This window comes from Roseivirga sp. YIW32, from assembly GCF_057219245.1.
Window position 1 is genome coordinate 1,209,481 of record NZ_JBXVVG010000001.1, and the last position, 21,567, is coordinate 1,231,047.

The window sequence follows — 21,567 nt, forward strand, 5'->3', positions numbered from 1 at the left end:
AAGCATGAATTGAAAGCAAGTAATAGGTTGTTAGGTCTTCTTCCTCAACTCATCAGGAAGTTAACGGGCAGATACGTTCATCAGATGGCTTTGGCCATGTGGGGCATCACTGCAGCACTCAATCTGACAGCACAAACAGTACCTGCTAAGGACAGTACGGTGTATTTCATCAATCTGGACGACTATTTCAATTTATCCGCAGACCTTGAAACTGATTTTGAAACCTTTAGTCTGGAAGGTGATAATTTCTTTTATGACATCCGTCCCAATTTCAGCTATTACAATAAGATCGGTATAGACTATCGGGCGCTATCAGTCTTTCTATCCTTTAAACCACCTCTAGGACAAAACCAAGACGATGACCTTAAGGGTGAAACCAACATCAACGGTTTTGGCTTCTCATTCAATACGTCTAAGCTCATCAACCATTTCAAATGGAACACGGCATCCGGATTTTATTTAGATAATTCGGCGGACTATGTTCCTGATTTTGTCAAAGATGAAACGCCTTATATTCAATTCCCTGAATTGAATTATACCACCTATCGCGGAACACACTACTACAAATTCAATCCTAACTTCTCCTATACCGCTTTTAATGTCCAAATGGCTCAGCAACTAAAGAGTTCAGGGTCATTTGCCTCTGGAATAAGTTGGAACTACTCCATCATTGATAATAGAATCCCTACAGGACAAAAATCAAATAACCTTCAATTGCTGGTTGATGTCGCCTATTATTATACCTGGGTACTTAAAAGAAAGTGGTACCTCAACGTGGGCCTGATCACAGGAACCGGTTTTCGCTTTACGGAACTCCAAACACCTGTCAATGGCGACATTGTGGAATCTTCCTATCGTTCGTTCAACTTTAGGTCAAAAGGCATCATTGGATTGGGATACAATTCAAAAAAGATCTTCAGTGGTGTTGACTTCAGGTACCTGCACGAAATACAAGAACAGGGTACCGGTCAAGTGCATGAAGAATTGGATGGTTATTCCTTCCGGATTTTCTTTGGTTTTCACATCCTCGCTCCTCGTTTCATCAATAAAACCTACGACCGTGTAGAAGGATTTTTAGGCATGTAGCAAGTCGAAATTCTACCATAAGATCGACCCTCCAAAAACGAACTTGATATCATTCGCTTGACGCTTGCCGCTATTCGTTTAGCTTTGCCTTTTCATGGCAAGACAAAAGATCGATCTCACTCAAGGCAACTTGCTCAAAGGCTTGATCGCATTGGCATTGCCCATCATCGGGGCCAATTTGCTACAAACCGGTTACCAATTGGTTGATGCTTTTTGGGTCGGCCGCTTAGGGGCCAATGCCGTGGCCGCTGTTTCCATCTCCTACCCAGTTAATTTCTTGCTGATCTCTTTAAGCTCTGGCTTTGCTTTTGCCGGCAGCATTCTAGTCGCTCAATATGCAGGAGCAAAGAATAATGCCATGGTGAATCACGTGGCAGCCCAAACACTGAGCATGGTGGTCTTGATGTCCTTTGTGCTTTCTGGTATTGCCTATTGGCTCAGCCCAGACATTCTGCTCGCTTTGGGGGTTGAGGACATCATTTTTGATGACGCCAACTTCTTTCAGCGCATGATCTTCGTGGGTTTGGTGTTCAATTTCGGATTCATCATGTTCCAGTCCCTTTTGAGAGGAATCGGAGAAGTACGAATTCCACTCTACATCAACGCCGCCACTTTAGCGCTGAATTTTGTCTTAGATCCTTTGTTCATTTACGGTTGGGGACCTATTCCTGCCTATGGCGTCGCTGGCGCTGCGGTTTCAACCTTGTGCACCTTGATGCTTTCTGCAGCCATCGGACACTACATCCTATTCAAAGGAACTACAGACATCAAATTGAGCCTCAAGGGATTCTCCTTCGATCTACCCCTTTTAAAAAGGGCCTTTAAGATCGGTGCTCCCTCCTCCATTGAGATTTCTGCCAGAGCCCTAGGCCTAACGCTAATGACGGGTATAGCCGCGAAATTTGGAACAGAGGTTTTAGCAGCTTATGGTGTTGGCTCACGGCTGATCAGTTTTGTCGTGATCTTCGGTCTGGGGCTATTGAGAGCTTCCTCGACAGTTGTCGGTCAAAATATGGGTGCTCAACAGATCGAAAGGGCTGAACGGGGCGCCGTGTATGCGGCATGGATTGGCTTCGTTGGACTCTCCATAATTGGCATTCTTTTTTACTTCTTCGCAGAACCGCTAGTGATCGCCTTCATGGATGCCGAGGACCATGTCGTTCAAATGGGGGTTGATTTTATCAAGATCGTTTCGCTGAGTTTTGGCTTTATGGGAGCTCAACTGGCGCTGGTTGGCACACTGCGTGGTTCTGGCAACACAGTGGAGTCCATGATCTTGACCATTATCGGAATATGGGCCATTCAGTTTCCTTTCGCTTGGTTTGTGTCGGGGTTGGAAGACTATCAGGAACTTGGTGTTTGGTGGTCCTTCCCCGTTAGCTATGTGATTCCCTGTTTGTTAACGGTCATCTGGTTCAAACGAGGAAAATGGAAAGAGAAGAGACTGGTTTGACCCTATCGGCTGGTCGGATCCTGAACTGGACATTGCATGAAGTTTTGAACTAGGATAGCACCCGCCTGACAGAAGTCAGTTTGTGCTCTCAAGAATTCCTTTAATTTCATCCCTCGTAAACAAACGCCCTATGGAAAAACACCTTTCAGACATTGAGATCGCTCAAACGGCCTCAATACGCCATATCAATGACATCGCAGCAAACATTCACCTTCAACCTGATCAATTAGAGCATTACGGAAAATACAAGGCAAAACTGCCATTAGACCTGATCGACCCATCAACAATTGAAGAAAACCATTTGATCTTAGTGACTGCCATGACGCCAACACCGGCGGGTGAAGGCAAGACGACCACGTCAATCGGTCTGGTAGAAGGACTTAATCGCATTGGCGAACAGGCAATCGCTGTACTCAGGGAGCCCTCTCTTGGGCCCGTTTTTGGCATCAAAGGTGGTGCAGCTGGTGGAGGCTATTCGCAAGTGATCCCCATGGAAGACATCAACCTCCATTTTACCGGTGATTTCGCTGCCATAGAAAAAGCCAACAACCTGCTCTCCGCCTTGATCGATAATAACATTCAAAGCAAAACACAAAATTTAGGCATTGATCCGAGAACCATCACCTGGAAGCGTGTGATGGACATGAATGATCGGGCCTTGCGCCAGATCACCATTGGTTTGGGAGGAACAGCCAATGGTATTCCTCGCGAGGACGGTTTTAACATCACCCCTGCCTCAGAGGTCATGGCTATTCTTTGCATGTCAGAGAACTTTTCAGATCTGAAAGAACGCCTCGGGAACATATTCATAGGCTATACTTTTGACAAGCAGCCTGTTTTTGCAAAAGACCTCAAAGCGGAAAATGCGATGGCCATCTTATTGAAAGATGCCATCAAGCCAAACTTGGTGCAAACCTTAGAGGGCAACCCTGCCATTATTCATGGTGGTCCTTTTGCCAATATCGCTCAGGGAACCAACACAGTGATCGCAACGAAAATGGGGCTATCATTGGCTAAATATGCCATCACCGAAGCAGGCTTTGGCGCCGACTTGGGCGCCGAAAAGTTCCTTGACATCAAGTGCGTTTCTGCTGGTTTAAAACCCAAGGCCGTGGTATTGGTCGCCACCATACGAGCCCTTCGTCACCATGGAGGTGCATCAAAAGAGGAGTACAATACGCCATCAATAGATCGTGTAGAAAAGGGCTTTGCCAACTTGGCCAAACACATTGAAAATGTTCAAAAATTTGGCATTACTCCGATTGTGGCCATCAATGCTTTTCCATCAGATACCGCTGAGGAAGTGCAATTGATCCAAGAAAAATGTGCTGTGCTTGGTGCGCAGGCCATCGTTGCCGACGGATGGGCAAAAGGTGGAGAAGGCATGACGGACCTAGCCAAGGGTGTGGTAAAAGTGGTCGCTGAAAAGGGAAGTAACTTCAAGGCATTGTACGATTGGAATGCCTCGATCGAAGACAAAATTGAAACGATCGCCAAAGAAATTTATGGTGCCACAAGGGTGGATTATTCGAAAACCGCCAAGCTTCAAATTCGAAGAATGGAACAACTTGGCTTCGATAAAATGCCGATCTGCATGGCGAAAACTCAGAAATCGTTGAGCGACAATGAATCGCTTCGTGGACGACCAGAAGATTTTGAAGTAACCGTACGAGAGTTTGAGTTCGCTGCCGGAGCCGGCTTTATCATCCCTATTTTAGGGCAAATGATGCGTATGCCTGGCTTACCTGCTACTCCTGCCTCTGAAGGCATGTTCATTGACGACAACGGATTAATATCAGGCCTTTCTTAACACTTCAGTTGTTTTTAGAAGGATATTTGTAGTACTTTTTATGAGAGGGAGAGGAAGTCTTCCTCTCAAAACCACAGATTTTTTTAACTAATGAAATTACGTATTGAAGGCAACAGCATCAGATTTAGGCTGACGCCAAAGGAAGTCAACCACCTTTGTAAAGAAGGGATGGTTGAAGAAAAATGTAAGATTGGAGACTACACCTGTGTATATCGTGTCGTTAGCGGTAACGAAGAAGCCATTTCTGCACGCATGATGAACGGACAAGTACAACTCAACTTACCCGCCACATTGATTAGAGGCTGGCAGTCGGACGATAGAATAGGATTTGAAGCGACAGACCACAACGAATTACACATGCGCGTAGAAAAAGATTTTCACTATTGGCCGAGCTTAAAAAAATGAAACACAATATACCCACTACCCTAATCACACCACCCATTGGATAAGGCATCAAAAGGTATCCATTCTTATCGAATCGTTCGATGTCAAGGAAATGAAGCGCAAGCGATCGAAGATCAATTGGCGATCGAAGCACCCCTTGAAATCCGGTTAAAAAAAGAGGGGGACACAATGGGAAAGTCCGTTGCGGTAACCATGAGAACTCCTGGAGACGATATCTCCCTAGCCTTGGGTTTTCTTTTTACCGAAGGCATCATCCGTGAGCGAGAAAGCTTCCTTAGTGCACATCATAAAGAGGAGAATACCGTTGAAATTACAGTCACAGAAGCAGTGAATACGGATTTGAAAAATGCAGATCGAAACTTTTATACAACATCGAGCTGTGGGGTTTGTGGAAAAGCCTCCATCGAGGCGATCAAAGTAGCTCCTGCTTCGCGGCAACCTGTTTCTATCCACATCGACAAAACCCTGATTCACCAGCTCCCCGAAAAAATGAATGCGATTCAAAGCGCATTTCAAGCCACCGGAGGAATTCATGCCTCAGCCCTATTTGATGAAAACGGAGAATTAGCGATGATCAAGGAAGATGTTGGTAGACATAACGCGCTGGACAAAGTCATTGGCGCCTATTTCAACGAAAACATGCTTCCTTTGAGGCAACATGTACTTTTGCTCAGTGGGCGGGCGAGTTTTGAATTGGTGCAAAAAGCGGCAATGGCGGGCATACAAGTCATCGCGGCAGTAGGCGCACCTTCTTCATTGGCCATCGATCTAGCGATAGAACATGGCATCACACTGGTCGGCTTTGTTAGAAAAGAAAGCTTCAACTGTTACAGCGGGAATGAGCGGATCGTCTATTGATGAAGAGGTTGCTATTGTGATCCTCATGGGAGGAGAAAGCAAGCGCATGGGACGTGACAAGGCATTTGTGGAATGGCAGGGAAAGACTTTCCTGGCTCATCAGCTGGAAAAGCTTGCTGTTTTCAAGAAAAGGATTTTCCTTTCCGTTAATGCCGTGCAATTTGATCTTCTTTCATCTCAATTCGATTGCATTCTTGATCATTTCCCTAACAAAGGGCCCCTTGGCGGTATTTACAGTTCCTTGAATGAACGAAAGCAACCACTCATCTTTGTACCTGTCGATATGCCGAATGCACATGTCCTTATTGAACGGTTATTAAAATCCCCAACCTCGGCTTGCTTCCAAGCTAATGATCAAATGCAACCCTTCCCAATGAAACTATATCCCGTATTAACAACTGAGATAAAAATGAGATTAATGGTTGATAAAGTGACACTTAAGGACTACATTAATCATGCAGGGATTGAATTAATAGCTGCAAACAACATAAAAGCCTTTATCAATGTCAATACATTACCGACTTGATTTGGGCGTGCTGTTGGGAATTTTTTAGTCTAATACACACATGGTTGAGGTCAAAAACAAAGAGATCATAAAGTTCAGCATCGTAGGTGATGTTGACCAAGAATCTCGGAATACGCTGACTAGTGCATATAGCTTAGTCAATCCATCGAGTTATACACTTCGTTTTACCAATGAGGAGGATCAACTGATAAGAAAATCCACGCTAAAGACATTATTAGATCAATTCAAATCCTATATCCTAGATCATCAAGAGTTGAGCTTAGAGTGGGTGGATACTAATAGCAGAGAGAACTGTTGCTCTTTAGATTTTCAAACCCTCGTCAACGATTTCTTCTTGGCGATATTCTTCCTTCCTCAAATTAAACTCAAAGAGGAATGCTATTACGCCTATGGTAACCAGAAAATCACTAAACATCTGATGCAAGGTTAGGCTGAGCTATTAACACCTGAAGGAATAGTCAAGCGCCATGAAATTGAAAACTGCCAAGCCAATTTACTCTACCACGAAGATTGGGATTGAATGATGTCTGCATGGCATAAACTAAGGTCTATTGCTAGAACGCATGGTCTGATGATCAACAAGCAAATAGACGATATCTTTGGTGTTTCAATTCAAGTTTATACTGCCGATGGCCGGTTTATTCAATTCGATGATGACCAAAAGCAAGGATTAAAGTCATTATGGCGTACGACAGTTAAATACATTCTGTGGTTCGAAAATGAATTGAAAAACAAGCGAGAGTAACTGCTCTTCCCAACGATTTTATATCTTCACATAAATTGTGAATTATGAAACATTTCCTCTTTACCTTATTGCTCGGCTGTTCTTGCCTGCTAATTTCCTGCAGCAATGACAAGTCAGATCAACAACAAAATGATGAAACGACTAAGGCTACCAATGATTGGATCACCTTATTCGATGGAAAGACCTTTGAAGGATGGAAGGTCTACGGCAGTGACTCCATCACCAGCGAATGGGAGATCATAGACGGAGCAATTGTTTGTCATAATGGAGCAGGAGAAGAAAACAGAGGCTTCTCTCCTACTTCTTTGAGGACGCTAGACAGCTTTGGTAATTTTGAATTTGAACTTGAATACAGAATTGGTAAAGGAGGCAATAGTGGGATCTTCTATCATGTAGTCGAAAGCGATGCCTATGGGTATGACTTTCAAACGGGTCCCGAATTTCAATTGCTCGACGACGAATTCTCGCGCTCAGAGTCAGAACCCTTCAAGATGGTGGGTTCAAACTATGCCATGCATGCACCGACAGTTGAAAAACAAGTGAATCCGGCCATGGAATGGAACAAGGTCAAGATCGTTTACGACAATGGACATGTGGAGCATTGGTTGAACGGCATCAAATTACTCGAATTCGAGGAAGGCTCTGAAGATTGGAAAGCAATTAAGGCCAAAAGCAAATGGGCAGATACGGATAGCTACGCCAAATACAAGACAGGAAGCTTCAGCCTTCAGAATCATGGCGATGAAGTACACTTCAGAAACATACGAGTTCGCAAACGTTAATTTGAAGGCTTCTTCTCTGGAGGAAGCCTTTTTCATATGCAAGCCAAGTACTTTTACCTCCTTCGAATACAATATCTAGGGTTTCGCTATCACGGCTGGGCCAAGCAACCCAAGCTCAAAACGGTGCATCATATGATCGATCGCACGTTAAAATTTGTACTTGGAGAACAGCCTTTCAAGACTTTAGGAGGAAGCCGTACGGATGCCATGGTCTCCGCAGAAGAGTTTGTGCTTGAGTTGTTCCTTGATCGACCCTTGAATGAGCCAAACGAGTTTCTTCATTCCGTCAACAGAAACCTCCCTGCTGACATTCGGGCCTTAGGTGTGGAAGAAACAACGGCGGAGTTCAACATTATTCAACAGCCAAAAATAAAGGTCTACCGTTACTTTTTCGCACATGGTGAAAAGGCCCATCCTTTTGCCGCTCCTTTCCTCACCACCATACCTGAAGTCCTTGATATCAATACCATGCGAGAAGCAGCTGCGCTTTTTCAAGGAACGCATGAGTTTAGGGCCTATTGCAAAAAGCCAAAATCGGATACAAATACCTTGAGAACAATTGAGCGATGCGAATTAATGAACAATGATGAATTTACCGCCTCATTCTTTCCTCAGCAGACCTACGTCGTTTATTTCGAAAGCAAGGGTTTCATGCGGAATCAAATCCGTCTGATGATGGGCCAATTGTTCCGCATTGGAAAAGGTGAAATCGATGCAAATTATCTGAAGAACTCTTTAACGGCCAATTTCGCTGAACATCTCGAACATGTGGCACCGGCCTCAGGTTTGCAATTACAGACCGTATCTCTCTAACATATGCTGCCTGCTTTCTAGAAATACTTCTATGCTGAGAAGAATGCTAAGCATCATTTAATTGAGCTACCGCTTTTCTCCTACGAAAAAACCACTTCAGAGCAAATATCCGATGATCAAGATCACCGCAGCAACTGAGCCTAAAATAAGCAGCAACTTGCTCATGAATTTTAACCAAACGTTATAGGGCACGTTGACCATTGCCAATGAAGGCAGCACGACGCCTGAGGGCGTAATGAACATCATCAAACCAGAACCAAACAAGAAAGCATTGACTATTTCTTCGGTTGGAACGCCCACAATATTGCCAAGGGCGCCCATGATCGGCATACTGACCAGCGCTAAACCAGAGGTAGAGGCAATGAACAGGGTCATAACAAAGAAAATGAGCATAAGGACAGGGAGAAATACCACACCACTGGTGTTTCCAACAACTGCGGCGGCTTCATTAAGTAGGGTTCCTGAAATATTTCCGTCGTTCATCACTATCGTAATTCCTCGAGCAATTCCAATGATCAATGAAACGCCAAGCAAATCACGTGCGCCTTGCACGAAAGCCTGCACAAAAACCTTTTCTTTGGCTCGTTGAACCACTCCTAGCACGATAGCCGCTACAAGAAAAAGAGCTGTCATTTCTTCAAACCACCAATCCAATTGCGACACACCGTAGATCATCACTAAAAAGGTAAGGGCAAATAAAATGAGCATGAACTGATTGACCTTGGATAAGTATACCACTGAACGTTCAGCTGCCTTCTTCACACGCTCTCCTCCTACCAAGGACTGCTGGGGATCTGCCTTCACTTTTTCTGCATAGCGAATCAAATAGATACAGACCACCAATACGCCAAGAATCAACATCGCGGATCGGCTATAAAAACCCAGTGTCCAATTCACCCCTGCAGCATCCGAGGCGATGATGGTGCTGAAAGGATTTATGGTTGCCCCCATATACCCTACGCATGAACCACAGTAAATTGCCCCTACCGTGACCAATCGATCATATCCCGCAGCCAAAAAGATGGGCATAAGGATGGGATAAAAAGCCAAGGTCTCCTCTTGCAAACCAAAGGTGGTCCCCCCCAGAGAGATCAAGACCACGGTGATAACGATCAACCATTTCTCTCTACCTTCCATGCGCTGTGAAAGAACTGCTATCCCTTTATCCATAGCTCCTGAGTGTTGAAACACACCAATAAAACCTCCTATGATCAACACAAACAAGATGATGTCTATGCTTTCATAAATCCCTTGGATCGGTGCATACAGGATGGCAAGAAGTCCTTGAGGTGCTGCAGGAGAGAGATGATAGGTACCGGGAATAGAAACAGGCCTTCGAATCTTTCCTTCTTCAAACTTAGACAGCTCCATCTTAAGTCCGAGAGAATCGAGCGTACTCTGCTCTGCCGCCAGATCAAGGCTACGATTACCGCTTATCTGAAAAGAGCCTTCCTCATAGCTCAATTGATCAAAACTACCGGCAGGCAAAAACCAAGTGGCCAACGCAGAGAGCGCAATGATTACCATGAGCGTGGTATAGGGTGTGGGGAAACTGAAGCTTTTCATCTAGCCAAAGATAAAAATGCTTTGCGCTACTCACAGAATAATTTGAATTGAGTGCAACACCTGATGAAAGTCAGTTTTATTCTCACAGAATAGTGATACATTTTCGGAGAAATCATTCTCAAGAAAATGACAATAGGCCTTTTAAAAGAACCCGAAGTTGAGCATCGGGTCGCACTACTACCCGAAAGTGTCAAAACTCTCCTCGATTTAAACGTATCGCTGCTCATTGAAAAAAATGCAGGAGCACGAGCATTTGCTACAGATGCTGACTATGAAGCCCTTGGGGCAAGCATGGTCACCAGAGCAGAAGTACTCGGGGCAGATGTGGTGCTTTCCATTCATCCGATCACGGACAGCGAATTGCAGCAGCTAAAACCTGAGCAAGTGATGATCTCTGCTTTTCAACCCTTAAGCAATAAGTCGATGGTTGAAAAGCTTTTGACATTAAAAACCACCTCCTTTAGCCTTGACAACATTCCAAGAACCACTCGAGCACAAGCCATGGATGTCTTGTCATCCCAGGCAACAGTCGCGGGCTATAAAGCGGTCTTATTGGCTGCAGCCACTTCTCCTCGCTTTTTCCCGATGTTTATGACAGCCGCAGGGAGCATCATCCCTTCTAAAGTCCTGATCCTAGGTGCAGGTGTAGCGGGATTGCAAGCCATTGCCTCTGCAAGACGCCTGGGCGCTGTGGTCGAAGCCTTTGATGTGAGAACAGCAGCTGAAGAGGAGGTGAAGTCGTTAGGCGCTAAATTCGTTAAGGTAGAAGGAGCAAAAGACGAAGCCTCCGCTGGTGGTTATGCTGTGGAACAATCTGACGGCTACAAGCAAAAACAGCAAGCATTGATCCAAGAGCATGCGAAAAAATCGAACATCATCATTTGCACAGCGCAAATTCCAGGTAGAAAGGCACCAGTACTCATTACCGCAGAAACGGTCAAAAACATGCCAGCAGGCTCGGTCATTGTTGACTTAGCCGCATCGACAGGAGGAAACTGTGAGCTGACGGTCAATGAACAGACCGTCATGAAGCATCAAGTCACCATCATTGGCGATTCAAATCTCCCCTCCTCCTTGCCCAGTGATGCTAGCAAGATGTTTGGCAAAAATGTCGTCAACTTTTTAAAGTTGATCATTGGACCTGAAGGAAGTCTCAATCTGAATTGGGAAGATGATATCGTACAAAACACTTGCGTTACACACAATGGCGAGATCCGAAGTGAACGCGTCAATTCAATACTATTTCCACAAGAAAAAACTGCTTAAATGGAAGACATACTTACGCTATTTTATGAAAACAGAGAATTCATATTTCTTATCATTGTCTCCATTTTCTTGGGGATAGAAGTGATCTCGAACGTGCCTGCTGTACTCCATACCCCGTTGATGTCTGGTGCAAACGCCATTCACGGAGTTGTGATCATCGGGTCGATCATCATCATGCTTCAAGCCTCACCCGATAACTACTTGGCCTTAGGACTAGGTTTCTTGGCCGTCGTATTGGGCACCTTAAACGTGGTTGGTGGTTTTGTCGTCACCAATCGCATGTTGGAAATGTTTAAAAAGAAGGAGAAGTAAGCCATGACATCATTACTCGGATTGAGCGTTCTTGAACTCTGTTACATCGCCGCTTCCATCACCTTTATTCTTGGGCTTAAAATGCTCAGCAGTCCTGATAAAGCAAGAAAAGGCAACCTGATTGCAGGATATGGCATGGGGCTGGCGATCATCGCAACGATACTATTTAAAGAAGAATTAACGGCTGACAAGTGGATCAACTACGCGTTGATCTTAGCAGGGCTTATCGTCGGCACGGTCATTGGCATGCGCATGGCGCTGAAGGTTAAAATGACAGCCATGCCACAAATGGTCTCCTTTTTCAATGGAATGGGTGGCGCTTGTGCGGCAGTTATCTCCTTGGTGGAATTCGACCATTTGGCCCATGGTGGCGCTGTTGACATCGGCATGTTGGTGGTCATCGTATTGGGTTTGATCATTGGCTCTGTATCCTTCTCCGGAAGTATTGTGGCTTATGGCAAACTGGAAGGTAAAGTAGGTGACAAAGCATTACCTGCGGGGCAAGTGATCAATATTCTGTTGTTAGTCGCCATGTTTGGCTTAGGGGCTTACATTGTGCTCGGACATGCGGAAGCCCTCTACATTTACCTCTTGCTAGCGCTTTCCCTTTTCTACGGCGTACTTTTCGTCATGCCTATTGGTGGAGCAGATATGCCGGTGGTGATCTCCCTACTCAATAGTTTTACCGGTATGGCGGCTGCTTTTGGTGGATTCTTATACGGCAATCAAGCCATGTTGACTGGCGGTATACTGGTCGGTTCGGCTGGAACCATTTTAACGGTTCTCATGTGTACTGCCATGAATCGCTCCTTGATGAATGTGATCATAGGTTCTTTCGGAGGGGGCGGTGCGGCAGCGGCTGCTGATGGAGAACAAGGAACCATCAAAGAGATCAATGTGACCGATGCTGCCATACTGCTGGCCTACGCCAATAAAGTGGCTGTGGTACCCGGCTATGGACTTGCGGTAGCGCAAGCTCAGCATACCATTCATAACTTAGAAAAAATACTGAATGAAAAAGGCGTAGAAATGAACTATGCCATCCATCCGGTGGCCGGTAGAATGCCTGGACACATGAATGTGCTCTTAGCTGAAGCCGATGTCCCCTACCCCAAGCTATTGGAAATGGAGCAAGCCAATGACGACATGGCCAATACCGATGTCGTGCTGGTCATTGGCGCAAATGACGTGGTCAATCCGGCGGCGGAGAACGATCCGACCAGTCCAATCTATGGCATGCCGATTTTGGATGTATTAAAGGCCAAGAACGTCATTGTGATGAAGCGATCTATGGGAAAAGGTTATGCTGGAATCGAAAACAGTCTATTTTTCCATGACAAGAACAGAATGCTCTTTGGTGATGCAAAAGACTCCATTGAGAAATTGATCAGTGAGGTAAAAAGTCTTTAAACGCTAATTTTTGAAAAGTTCTGTGGGCTATAAAAAGTTGAATTATCTTCGTGGCATGAAAACATCGCATCTTCTGGGCATACTTTGCCTTACCTTCTTTTGCTCTTGTGCTGGTCCCATTCAAATGAAAGATTCATGGACCGCACCCAATGTCGAAGCCAAAAAATTCAATAAGGTGGGTATCGTCATGGTCGCAGACAATGAAGAAACAAAGGATAAAGTCGAAAGCTATATCTCGGATGAGATGAGAACGAAAGGATATCCTGTTGTTCCTACTTTTACCCTATTCCCATTCGCGGGGAATGAAGAGGTAAAAAAGGGAATGAACATGAACCCTGAAGAACAGCAAGCCTACATTCGGGAACGCATCAATAAATTCAATTTCGATGGACTGATCATCGTGACCATTTTAGGGTCGGAAGAGAACATCAAATCCAAACCCTCAGTGGGTGTCGGTGTTTCAGCACCCATGACTTATTACGATGCAAATTATACCCAGTATTGGTCTTACGCGAATGTTTATGCCTCCACCCCTAGTTATTACTTAGCAAAGGATTATTATATCGAGGCTTCTCTTTTTGATGTAGCGACAGAGCAAATGCAATGGACCGCACAATTCGATATTTCCGACCCAAAAAGCATCAGCAGAACATCAGAACAATTCGCCGATCGCTTAATTGAGGTACTCATCAAGGAGGGCATACTGCTAAAATGATGGCAAGAATACGACTCATTTGTTGTTTCTCCTTTTTGGTTTTGGCGCATACCCTTTCCGCTCAGAAGGATTCCGTCAGCATGCCTTACCGGGTTTTTGAAGTCAAGCTACACGGCGGCAACCATATCTACACGGGTCGAACGCTTGAAGAGTTGCTTGAGAATGGTTATGGTGCACTAGAGCTCAGGTATGGCTGGCAAATGAGTTCAAATGACGAATGGGCCGCTGCTCACAAGTACCCAACTTGGGGCGTTGGATGGTATAGCGGCTATATCGGTGATCCCGACGTTTTTGGTAATCCTAATGCCTTGTTCGGTTGGATTAATTTTCCATTGACTGAGGCATTGAAAAGAAACCAATTTGAGCTTGGGCTTGGATTTGGACTTACGTATAACCTCATTCCTTACGATGAAACCAATAACGCCATCAACGATGCGATAGGTGCTCGATTTGCAGCCTATTTCAATGCGTCCATCGGCGGGGCTTATGCAGTCAATCGTGAAATGGACTTCACTTATGGGTTCGATTTGACCCATTTTTCGAATGGCCGCACCTTTCAACCCAACTACGGCCTCAATATGGTAGGACTTAATGTTGGTTTGAGGTACCATTTCAATAGAAACAACAAATTCAATGAAAACAGAATCAACCCATCAAAAATACTAGTCGTAAGGCCGGATGTATCGAACACTCGAAAGGCGAAGAAAACCGGAATTCATACAATTCAGTTCTATCAGGCCATAGGCACAGTTCAAAATAGAGAAGATGCTGGTACTAGCAGAAGGTATGTGACTTCATCATCCGTAGTAGAGTACAACTACTCAATATCAGAACGAAGCGGGCTTACCATCGGCTTCGACTATTTCATAGACCCTAGTGTTTCCGACGTTAATGCTGAACCTGCTTACTCAGAACACCAAACAACGCAATTTCCTGGTGTTCACTTAGGCTACGATTTTAGTTTCTGGAAGTTTACCATCAGGTTACAAACCGGAACCATGATCATTGAAGCGGGTCAGGACATTAAAGATGGGGCTTACCTAAGACCTGCTTTGAAATATGACATCTCCGATAGAATTTATACTCAATTAGGACTTAAGACCTATAGAGGAGCTACTGCCGATTGGTTTGAATTTGGCATGGGATTAAAGTTGTTCACCTTTTAAATCTCCTCTGGCATTAGCACCAGATCTTTTAAAAAGTCCATTCCATTGAGAAATCGTTTGTCAATTAAAAGATGATTTTCTTTTGATTTAATGCCCTTTTACGACAGCTTCACTAAGCTAAAAACTTGTACCTCATTAAAAATCACACGTGAAAGCACTCCAGATAAAAGTATGCTACATCTTGGCTCTTTTCTGTGTTGTCTCCATGAGCAACACGGCGGATGTTTATGCTCAAGGGAAAAGCAGTACTTTTTTCGAGTTTAACGTGCATGCAGGGGCGAATTATTACCCTGGCGGGGAATTAGAAGATGAGCTTGATAATGGCTACGAAGGCTTCGATTTACGATACGGCTGGCAATCCTATGATCAAGCGAGCTGGACTTCAATTTTCAACTATGCAAATTACGGGGTTGGTTATTGGGCTGCCCACATTGGCGATACTGATATTTTCTCTCACCCTGTGGCGCTGTATGCTTTCATAAATTTCCCGATCTATCGGGGGAAGAACGTGGAAGTACAATTCGGGCCAGCACTCGGCGTAGGATTTAACATCAAACCTTACGATCCCATCACCAACCCACAGAACGACCTTACTGGAGGACGACTCGCAGGCTATTTAAACCCCTCCCTTTCTGCAGCTTTTGCGCTTTCTCCTAATTTGGATTTGAAACTAGGGGGCAATTTTATCCATATGTCCAATGGTGGATTGAAACAGCCCAACACAGGCTTCGACATGTATGGTGTCAATTTTGGCGTCCGATGGCATTTTAATCGTGCACTTGATGCCAACGGAATTGATTATGAGAAAATATTTCAACCCAAAAGAAAAAGAAATGACACAAAATCAAGTAGCATTAATCTATTTCAAGCCATAGGGGGCGACCAAAATGCTGAAGGACAAGGAGATTTTACCACCTATTTGGTAACCACCACGACCGTAGAATACCAGCGGAAATTCAACGAAATTTATGGCTTTTCTGCCGGATTGAATCTGTTTCATGATGAAAGTGCACACCTTTCTATGCACTATCCGAAGCACGAAACAAAATTCTTCCCAGGACTTCATGTTGGCTATGACTTTCATTTCTGGCACCTTGCGATTCGTCAGCAATTCGGTTACATGCTAAGCGAAGCGGGCCGAGACATCAAAGCAGGATTCTTTATGCGACTTGGACTCAGTGCCGACATCACCAAGACGCTCTATTTTCAAGCAGCTGTAAAAAGCATGCACGGATTCAAGGCGGATTGGGCAGATTTTGGATTTGGCGTCAAGCTTTGGAAAAGATAAGTCTATGCTAGAGATCCTTTACCAAGATGAATATCTGGTTGCCATCAATAAGCCCCATGGGCTGATGGTGCATCGTTCAAAAATGGCAGGAAACACGGACGAATTTGCTCTGCAATTGTTAAGAGATCAGATCAAACAACGCGTCCACCCCGTTCATCGATTAGACAGAAAAACTTCAGGTGTCTTGCTTTTCACCTTATCTCAGGAACTTGTCGCTCCCATTCAGAAGCAATTTGCGGCGCATGAAGTAACAAAGACTTATTGGGCCATTTTAAGAGGATACGCACCAGATAGCGGTGAGATCGATTACGCCTTAACCAATGAAAAGGGCACGTCGCAATCAGCGATAACCCATTACAAAATACTGGCTCGAACCGAAATCCCATTGCCTTTTGGGAAGTTCAGCACGTCGCGCTACTCTTGGGTGGAGGCCAAACCAAAAACTGGACGCATGCATCAGCTCAGAAAGCATTTTGCCCACATCAATCACCCGATCATCGGTGATCGACCCCATGGCTGTAACAAGCAGAATAAACTGTTTTTGACCCAATGGAACATGGCGTCCATGTTACTCCACGCCCGTCAGCTTGAACTTAAGCACCCCATAACAGACCAGCCGATACAGCTGCAAGCAACTCCATCAGAAGAATTTAAGCGAATGTTAGCTGTTTTATCCTTTAATCGGATGTCCGATAAGGAACAAGCCTTAGCAGGTGTTTGATGACCTCAACACGAGCCATGGTTTTTCGATTCGCCTTTAAAATGATCCATGGATTTCGTTCGGTATTGGTTTCTTCAAACATGCGCTCCTTGTATGTGGTATACACATCCCAAAGTTCTTGTGCCTTGGCATCAACTGGAGACATTTTCCATCGCTTCAATGGATTAGAAGAAATGTCTTTAAACCTTGCCGCTTGCTCTGTTTTGGTGATGGAAAAATAGAACTTGATCAAAATGATTCCATCTTTGGTGATCATCTCTTCAAATTTATTTACCTCAGACATGAATCGCTCGTATTCTTCGTTGGTACAAAATCCATTGACTGGCTCAACTACGGCTCGATTGTACCAGCTTCTGTCGAACAGCACGATCTCTCCGGGGTTGGGCAGTTTATTGATGTACCGTTGAAAGTACCATTGCCCCTTTTCTTGTTGTGTTGGCTTTGGCAATGCCACAACTCGGTAGTTTCGAGGGTTCAAATGGTGTGTAACACGTCGAATAGCTCCTCCTTTGCCTGCGGCATCTCGGCCTTCGAAAAGTAAGCATACCCGTTGATTATGTTTGATCACCCATTGCTGCATTTTAATGAGTTCCACCTGAAGGTCTTCCAGCGTTTTTTCATACCGCACATAGCGCAATACTTTCTGAGGGTTGATCTCATCTCCTTGTTGAAGCATAAGCTTAATGGCCTTATTGGAATTCAATAAGCGCAGATTCTTATCCGAAAAATTATAGGGTTTTTTCTCCATCTAGATCAAATGATAAATTGAACGGTGAAACCTCATCACCACATTAGGGTCTGGGAGGATGGTGGTATTGGCATTCTCTTTCCCATGATATTCAAATTTCGATAGCATGAAGCGAATACTCTCCAGACGAGCGACCTTCTTTGTATTGGTTTTGATGATTGTCCATGGACAGAAAGTGGTGTGGGTACGAGCAAACATTTGCTCCTTGTAATAGGTATATTTCTCCCACATTTCTTGTCCCTTTTCATCGACAGGACTTAACTTCCATTGCTTGAGTGGGTTATTTCTTCTGGCGTCAAAACGTCTGCTTTGCTCATCTTTATTGATGGAAAACCAAAGCTTGATGACATGCACACCGTCTTCAAATAGCATGTTTTCAAATTCAGGCACCTGACGCATGAATTGTTGATACTGTTCCTCAGAACAAAACCCCATGACCGGTTCTACCACTGCTCGGTTGTACCAACTTCGGTCAAAAAAGACAATTTCACCCTGGTTGGGCAACTCTTTGATGTATCGCCTAAAGTACCATTGACCTCGCTCCAGATCGGTGGGTTTGTTCAAGGCCACCACGCGTAAGGAACGGGGGTTCATGTGCTCAATAAATCGCTTGATCGTCCCTCCTTTTCCGGCGGCATCTCTACCTTCAAAAATTACCGCTACTCGTTGTCCTGTATCAGCAATCCATCGTTGAAGCTTGACCAATTCTACTTGAAGTTGCTCAAGTTCTTTTTCATATTGAAGGTTGAATAATGCCTTGTCATAGCTGCGTTCCTTTAACTTCAGCACTTCCTCCAAATCTTGTCGGGTTTTAATTTGGTTAAGGTCCTCATTCGTCAACCGGGTGGAAGGGTCAATTCCTTCTTTTGTGTACTTATCGGTTATTAAAAATTCACTCATTGTCCACTAAACTTCGCTTGCGAACAAGATAGGAAAAACGAATTATTCTACCTTCATTTCATACATTTGAATCCTTGTACCATATTGCATTTCTTTTTAAGCATTATCTAATTGATTGGATCAAGATGAACATGAAACACCTATTCTGCTTTATACTACTCGCCTTCGGCATTACTACACAAGCCCAGTCTTACCTCATCACGGTAGAAGGAGATAGTTTAACTGGGAAATTCAAGATCTTAAAAGACGATGTCCAGGGAGAATTTGTGCGATTTAAAGCGAAGAAAAAAAAGTCCATCGCCTTCAACCCGACTGACATCAAGCGAGCTGTAACAAAAAATGGCCTGACCTATAAACCGATAAAAATTGACGGCAAGTACAAATTTTGTACCCTAGAACTATCCGGATATGCCAATCTGTACTCCTTTCGCATAAAAGAAGGCGCTGAAACATTCAACCGACAGATCATTGAAAAAGTGGATGGCACCTCACTGGTTGTACCGGGATTGATCGGTCAACGAAAAAGAATTAGTGAATTTCTATATGAATGCAGCTCCGTATCAAAGGACATTCTGGATAAAGAAAAGTACAAGCGCACCGCCTTGGATGAAATGGTGAATGATTTCAATCAGTGTCTGGCAAACCCTTCAAATCAGCAAGTCATAAGGGTTGAAGCTCCAATGGACACTAAAGAAGTACAAACTAAACGAATTGAGGATTTTAAAACACTTCTATCCTATTCCGATAAAGTGAAACGAAAAGACATCGTGCTAGAGGAATTCAATAAACTCTTGGAAAGCTTATCCAACGGATCGGAAGTAACTTCTAAAGACCGAAAAGCCTTCATCAAATCGTTAAAAAAGGATCAAAAACTCATTGAACTATTCGAGGAGATCATATCTTTTTGATCATTTGACATGCGCTTTGATCACAATGGTCTTGACGGGTTGAGTAGGATCATTTGTGAATAAGGTGATCGTTTTTCTTTCCAATCCCCCTCTATCCGTGGTATCAAATCGCAAACGCAATTGGGCATTCTGTTGAGGTGCGATGAAGCGATTTGAAAGACTTGCTTTAAGGCAATCGCAGTTCGTTTCTACTTTGAAAATTTCAAGCAACTCACTGCCCTCGTTTGAGACCAAGACCACCTCGGTAATCAAATCTCCTTTTTTGACCACCTTATAATCCAGTTCACTGCGCGTCATATTCAGCATAGGACCTTCTGCCAAAGGCGCCGGAAGTAAACTGTATTGAATGGGTATGAAAGCCAGCGTATCTTCTTTACTCAACAACAGCACCTTTCGTCTAGAAAACCCAAGACTACTGCTGTCTTTACTCACCATCCGCAAGGACATTCTGGTAAATGAATTGTGTTCAACGTGCTGAGGTTCAAATGAAACATCAAGTGAATCTGACGCACGGATCGATGAAAGGTCTAGCGATTTTCCACTAAAATTCAATAAGTCAAATGATTGTGCTAAGGTATCTCCTGCATACGCAATTTGAAGATTGAAGACCTGGTTTTGACTCTTAAAAGGCCAAAACTCATTTCTATAGGACTTGAATACATCTCCAACTGGGCTCAGTACTTGATAAGTTAGTAAGTAGTCCTCTTTGATAAATCCATCCCCAGAGAGCACGTAGAGAGTATCTGTAAATGAACCTAATCGATCCTTTACATTGACACGAAGGATGACGCCAGTCTTCTCAAGCAAAGAATCGTAGGCATAAGAGGTAACTTCCATTGCTTCATTAGACAGCCTCAATTCTTCTCCCATCACTTGTTGGGGCAGGTACACTTGTCGTTGGAAAGACTTCAACTCTCCATTGACCACGCCGAGGTCAAAGGATAAGGAATGCATTTGTGCAAATACAGACAACGGGTTGAGACCAATTCCAATCATGATCCATGTCCATACAACCTTAAGCATGCGCCCTTCCCTTCTCATGTTGTCAAAATTAATGTCCTTTTGTTGAATGCTCAGGCGCAATGTTATTTATTTGCCTCAAATTTGTTTGAATGGCCAGAATACTCACCGGAATACAAAGCTCAGGAAAACCGCACCTTGGAAACATTTTAGGTGCCATTAAACCTGCAATAGAACTTTCGAAAGATCCGAACAATGAATCCTTCTTTTTTATAGCAGACCTGCATTCCTTGACTAGTATCAAAGATCCACAACAACGAATTGAAAACACCAATGCTGTAGCTGCTGCATGGATCGCTTTTGGTTTTGACACGGAAAAGAACACCTTCTATCGCCAGTCAAAAATTCCTGAGGTTTGTGAATTGAATTGGTACCTGAATTGTTTCACTCCTTTTCCTATGTTGGCCAATGCACATAGTTTCAAGGACAAATCTGATCGTTTGGCTGATGTGAATGCCGGTCTGTTTACCTATCCTGTTTTAATGGCTTGTGACATTTTGCTCTATGACGCCAACATTGTACCGGTAGGTAAAGACCAAAAGCAGCATTTGGAGATGACCCGAGACATTGCCAGTGCCATCAACCACCAGTATGGTGAAGTATTTGTCTTGCCCGAAGCAAGAATAGATGAGAATGTTATGACAGTACCTGGCCTTGATGGGCAGAAAATGTCGAAAAGCTATGGCAACATCATCGATATTTTTCAACCCGATAAAGCACTTCGCAAAAACATCATGAAGATTGTGAGCGACAGTAAATCGTTGGAAGACCCAAAAGATCCTGACAGCGACAATACCTTTGCGCTTTATTCACTCCTTGCCCCTTCTTCTGACGTTGAAGAAATGAGAAAAAAGTACCTATCGGGTGGTTTTGGCTATGGACATGCGAAACAAGCGCTTTACGAGTTGATCTTGGATCTCTATGGTGAGGAAAGAAAAGTGTACCAATACTACATGGAAAATCCACAAGAGCTTGAAGAAAAGTTAGCCATTGGAGAAGCAAAAGCTAAGGTTATCGCTACAGAAACCCTGGCTCGCGTGAAGAAAGCCATTGGTTTTGCATGATTTTT

At 44.0% G+C, this 21,567-nt stretch carries 23 protein-coding genes; 19 read left to right on the forward strand and 4 right to left on the reverse strand.

All coding sequences use genetic code 11. The features are described 5' to 3' along the window. Nucleotides 1–9: 9 nt before the first annotated feature. The 10 genes from AC2D6U_RS05850 to AC2D6U_RS05895 all read left to right on the forward strand — a co-directional run bounded on the left by AC2D6U_RS05850 (nucleotide 10) and on the right by AC2D6U_RS05895 (nucleotide 8,478). Nucleotides 10–1,086, forward strand: coding sequence for a DUF4421 family protein (locus tag AC2D6U_RS05850; protein ID WP_484720012.1), 1,077 nt, complete (start codon nucleotides 10–12; stop codon nucleotides 1,084–1,086). A gap of 94 nt (nucleotides 1,087–1,180) precedes the next feature. Then, on the forward strand, nucleotides 1,181–2,539 hold the full coding sequence (locus AC2D6U_RS05855) for an MATE family efflux transporter (protein ID WP_484720013.1): 1,359 nt from the start codon (nucleotides 1,181–1,183) through the stop codon (nucleotides 2,537–2,539). A gap of 130 nt (nucleotides 2,540–2,669) precedes the next feature. Further along, a complete protein-coding gene (locus AC2D6U_RS05860; RefSeq protein ID WP_484720014.1) occupies nucleotides 2,670–4,349 on the forward strand; it encodes a formate--tetrahydrofolate ligase in 1,680 nt (559 codons plus the stop codon). Between the two features lie 90 nt (nucleotides 4,350–4,439). Continuing rightward, entirely contained in the window at nucleotides 4,440–4,754 is a 315-nt protein-coding gene (locus tag AC2D6U_RS05865) for a DUF7009 family protein (protein ID WP_484720015.1), read from the forward strand. 36 nt (nucleotides 4,755–4,790) lie between these two features. Next, a complete protein-coding gene (gene fdhD, locus AC2D6U_RS05870) occupies nucleotides 4,791–5,612 on the forward strand; it encodes a formate dehydrogenase accessory sulfurtransferase FdhD (RefSeq protein WP_484720016.1) in 822 nt (273 codons plus the stop codon). Then, the gene (mobA, locus tag AC2D6U_RS05875; protein ID WP_484720017.1) at nucleotides 5,557–6,138 is read left to right on the forward strand and encodes a molybdenum cofactor guanylyltransferase; all 582 of its coding nucleotides are present in this window, start codon (nucleotides 5,557–5,559) and stop codon (nucleotides 6,136–6,138) included. Before fdhD ends, mobA begins: the two co-directional genes overlap by 56 nt. A 40-nt stretch (nucleotides 6,139–6,178) precedes the next feature. Then, nucleotides 6,179–6,568, forward strand: coding sequence for a hypothetical protein (locus tag AC2D6U_RS05880; RefSeq protein ID WP_484720018.1), 390 nt, complete (start codon nucleotides 6,179–6,181; stop codon nucleotides 6,566–6,568). A 141-nt stretch (nucleotides 6,569–6,709) separates the two neighbouring features. Beyond that, complete coding sequence (locus tag AC2D6U_RS05885) at nucleotides 6,710–6,883, forward strand: hypothetical protein (protein ID WP_484720019.1); 174 nt, start codon at nucleotides 6,710–6,712, stop codon at nucleotides 6,881–6,883. 44 nt (nucleotides 6,884–6,927) lie between these two features. Beyond that, nucleotides 6,928–7,665, forward strand: a complete 738-nt coding sequence (locus tag AC2D6U_RS05890) for a 3-keto-disaccharide hydrolase (RefSeq protein WP_484720020.1) — start codon at nucleotides 6,928–6,930, stop codon at nucleotides 7,663–7,665. A gap of 36 nt (nucleotides 7,666–7,701) precedes the next feature. Next, the gene (locus AC2D6U_RS05895) at nucleotides 7,702–8,478 is read left to right on the forward strand and encodes a tRNA pseudouridine synthase A (protein ID WP_484720021.1); all 777 of its coding nucleotides are present in this window, start codon (nucleotides 7,702–7,704) and stop codon (nucleotides 8,476–8,478) included. A 96-nt stretch (nucleotides 8,479–8,574) separates the two neighbouring features. Here the strand turns inward: AC2D6U_RS05895 and AC2D6U_RS05900 are convergent, their stop codons facing one another. After that, nucleotides 8,575–10,044, reverse strand: coding sequence for a YfcC family protein (locus AC2D6U_RS05900; RefSeq protein ID WP_484720022.1), 1,470 nt, complete (start codon nucleotides 10,042–10,044; stop codon nucleotides 8,575–8,577). Nucleotides 10,045–10,170: 126 nt separating this feature from the next. Here AC2D6U_RS05900 and AC2D6U_RS05905 point away from each other — a divergent pair, with 126 nt between their 5' ends. The 7 genes from AC2D6U_RS05905 to AC2D6U_RS05935 all read left to right on the forward strand — a co-directional run bounded on the left by AC2D6U_RS05905 (nucleotide 10,171) and on the right by AC2D6U_RS05935 (nucleotide 16,922). Next, a complete protein-coding gene (locus AC2D6U_RS05905) occupies nucleotides 10,171–11,310 on the forward strand; it encodes a Re/Si-specific NAD(P)(+) transhydrogenase subunit alpha (RefSeq protein WP_484720023.1) in 1,140 nt (379 codons plus the stop codon). After that, entirely contained in the window at nucleotides 11,311–11,622 is a 312-nt protein-coding gene (locus tag AC2D6U_RS05910) for an NAD(P) transhydrogenase subunit alpha part 2 (RefSeq protein ID WP_484720024.1), read from the forward strand. A 3-nt stretch (nucleotides 11,623–11,625) separates the two neighbouring features. After that, nucleotides 11,626–13,032, forward strand: a complete 1,407-nt coding sequence (locus AC2D6U_RS05915; RefSeq protein WP_484720025.1) for an NAD(P)(+) transhydrogenase (Re/Si-specific) subunit beta — start codon at nucleotides 11,626–11,628, stop codon at nucleotides 13,030–13,032. Between the two features lie 124 nt (nucleotides 13,033–13,156). Then, nucleotides 13,157–13,747 (forward strand): hypothetical protein, encoded by a 591-nt coding sequence (locus AC2D6U_RS05920; RefSeq protein ID WP_484720026.1) that lies wholly within the window; start codon nucleotides 13,157–13,159, stop codon nucleotides 13,745–13,747. Continuing rightward, nucleotides 13,744–14,913, forward strand: coding sequence for an acyloxyacyl hydrolase (locus AC2D6U_RS05925; protein WP_484720027.1), 1,170 nt, complete (start codon nucleotides 13,744–13,746; stop codon nucleotides 14,911–14,913). Before AC2D6U_RS05920 ends, AC2D6U_RS05925 begins: the two co-directional genes overlap by 4 nt. Before the next feature lie 148 nt (nucleotides 14,914–15,061). Further along, nucleotides 15,062–16,201: an acyloxyacyl hydrolase gene (locus AC2D6U_RS05930; RefSeq protein WP_484720028.1), complete on the forward strand. Its 1,140-nt coding sequence runs from the start codon at nucleotides 15,062–15,064 to the stop codon at nucleotides 16,199–16,201. Nucleotides 16,202–16,205: 4 nt separating this feature from the next. Then, complete coding sequence (locus AC2D6U_RS05935; RefSeq protein WP_484720029.1) at nucleotides 16,206–16,922, forward strand: pseudouridine synthase; 717 nt, start codon at nucleotides 16,206–16,208, stop codon at nucleotides 16,920–16,922. Here the strand turns inward: AC2D6U_RS05935 and ppk2 (AC2D6U_RS05940) are convergent. Continuing rightward, nucleotides 16,879–17,670 (reverse strand): polyphosphate kinase 2, encoded by a 792-nt coding sequence (gene ppk2 / locus AC2D6U_RS05940; protein WP_484720030.1) that lies wholly within the window; start codon nucleotides 17,668–17,670, stop codon nucleotides 16,879–16,881. The two genes, AC2D6U_RS05935 and ppk2 (AC2D6U_RS05940), sit on opposite strands and share 44 nt — an antisense overlap. After that, nucleotides 17,671–18,570 carry a polyphosphate kinase 2 gene (gene ppk2 / locus AC2D6U_RS05945; RefSeq protein ID WP_484720031.1) on the reverse strand — a complete coding sequence of 300 codons (900 nt, stop codon included), beginning with the start codon at nucleotides 18,568–18,570 and terminating at the stop codon, nucleotides 17,671–17,673. A gap of 131 nt (nucleotides 18,571–18,701) precedes the next feature. Between ppk2 (AC2D6U_RS05945) and AC2D6U_RS05950 the strand changes: the two genes are divergently transcribed. Next, on the forward strand, nucleotides 18,702–19,478 hold the full coding sequence (locus AC2D6U_RS05950; RefSeq protein WP_484720032.1) for a hypothetical protein: 777 nt from the start codon (nucleotides 18,702–18,704) through the stop codon (nucleotides 19,476–19,478). Here AC2D6U_RS05950 and AC2D6U_RS05955 read toward each other — a convergent pair whose 3' ends face one another. Next, nucleotides 19,479–20,501, reverse strand: coding sequence for a DUF1573 domain-containing protein (locus tag AC2D6U_RS05955; protein WP_484720033.1), 1,023 nt, complete (start codon nucleotides 20,499–20,501; stop codon nucleotides 19,479–19,481). 89 nt (nucleotides 20,502–20,590) lie between these two features. On the opposite strand from AC2D6U_RS05955, the gene trpS reads away from it, so the two are divergent. After that, complete coding sequence (trpS, locus tag AC2D6U_RS05960) at nucleotides 20,591–21,562, forward strand: tryptophan--tRNA ligase (RefSeq protein ID WP_484720034.1); 972 nt, start codon at nucleotides 20,591–20,593, stop codon at nucleotides 21,560–21,562. Nucleotides 21,563–21,567 lie beyond the last annotated feature (5 nt).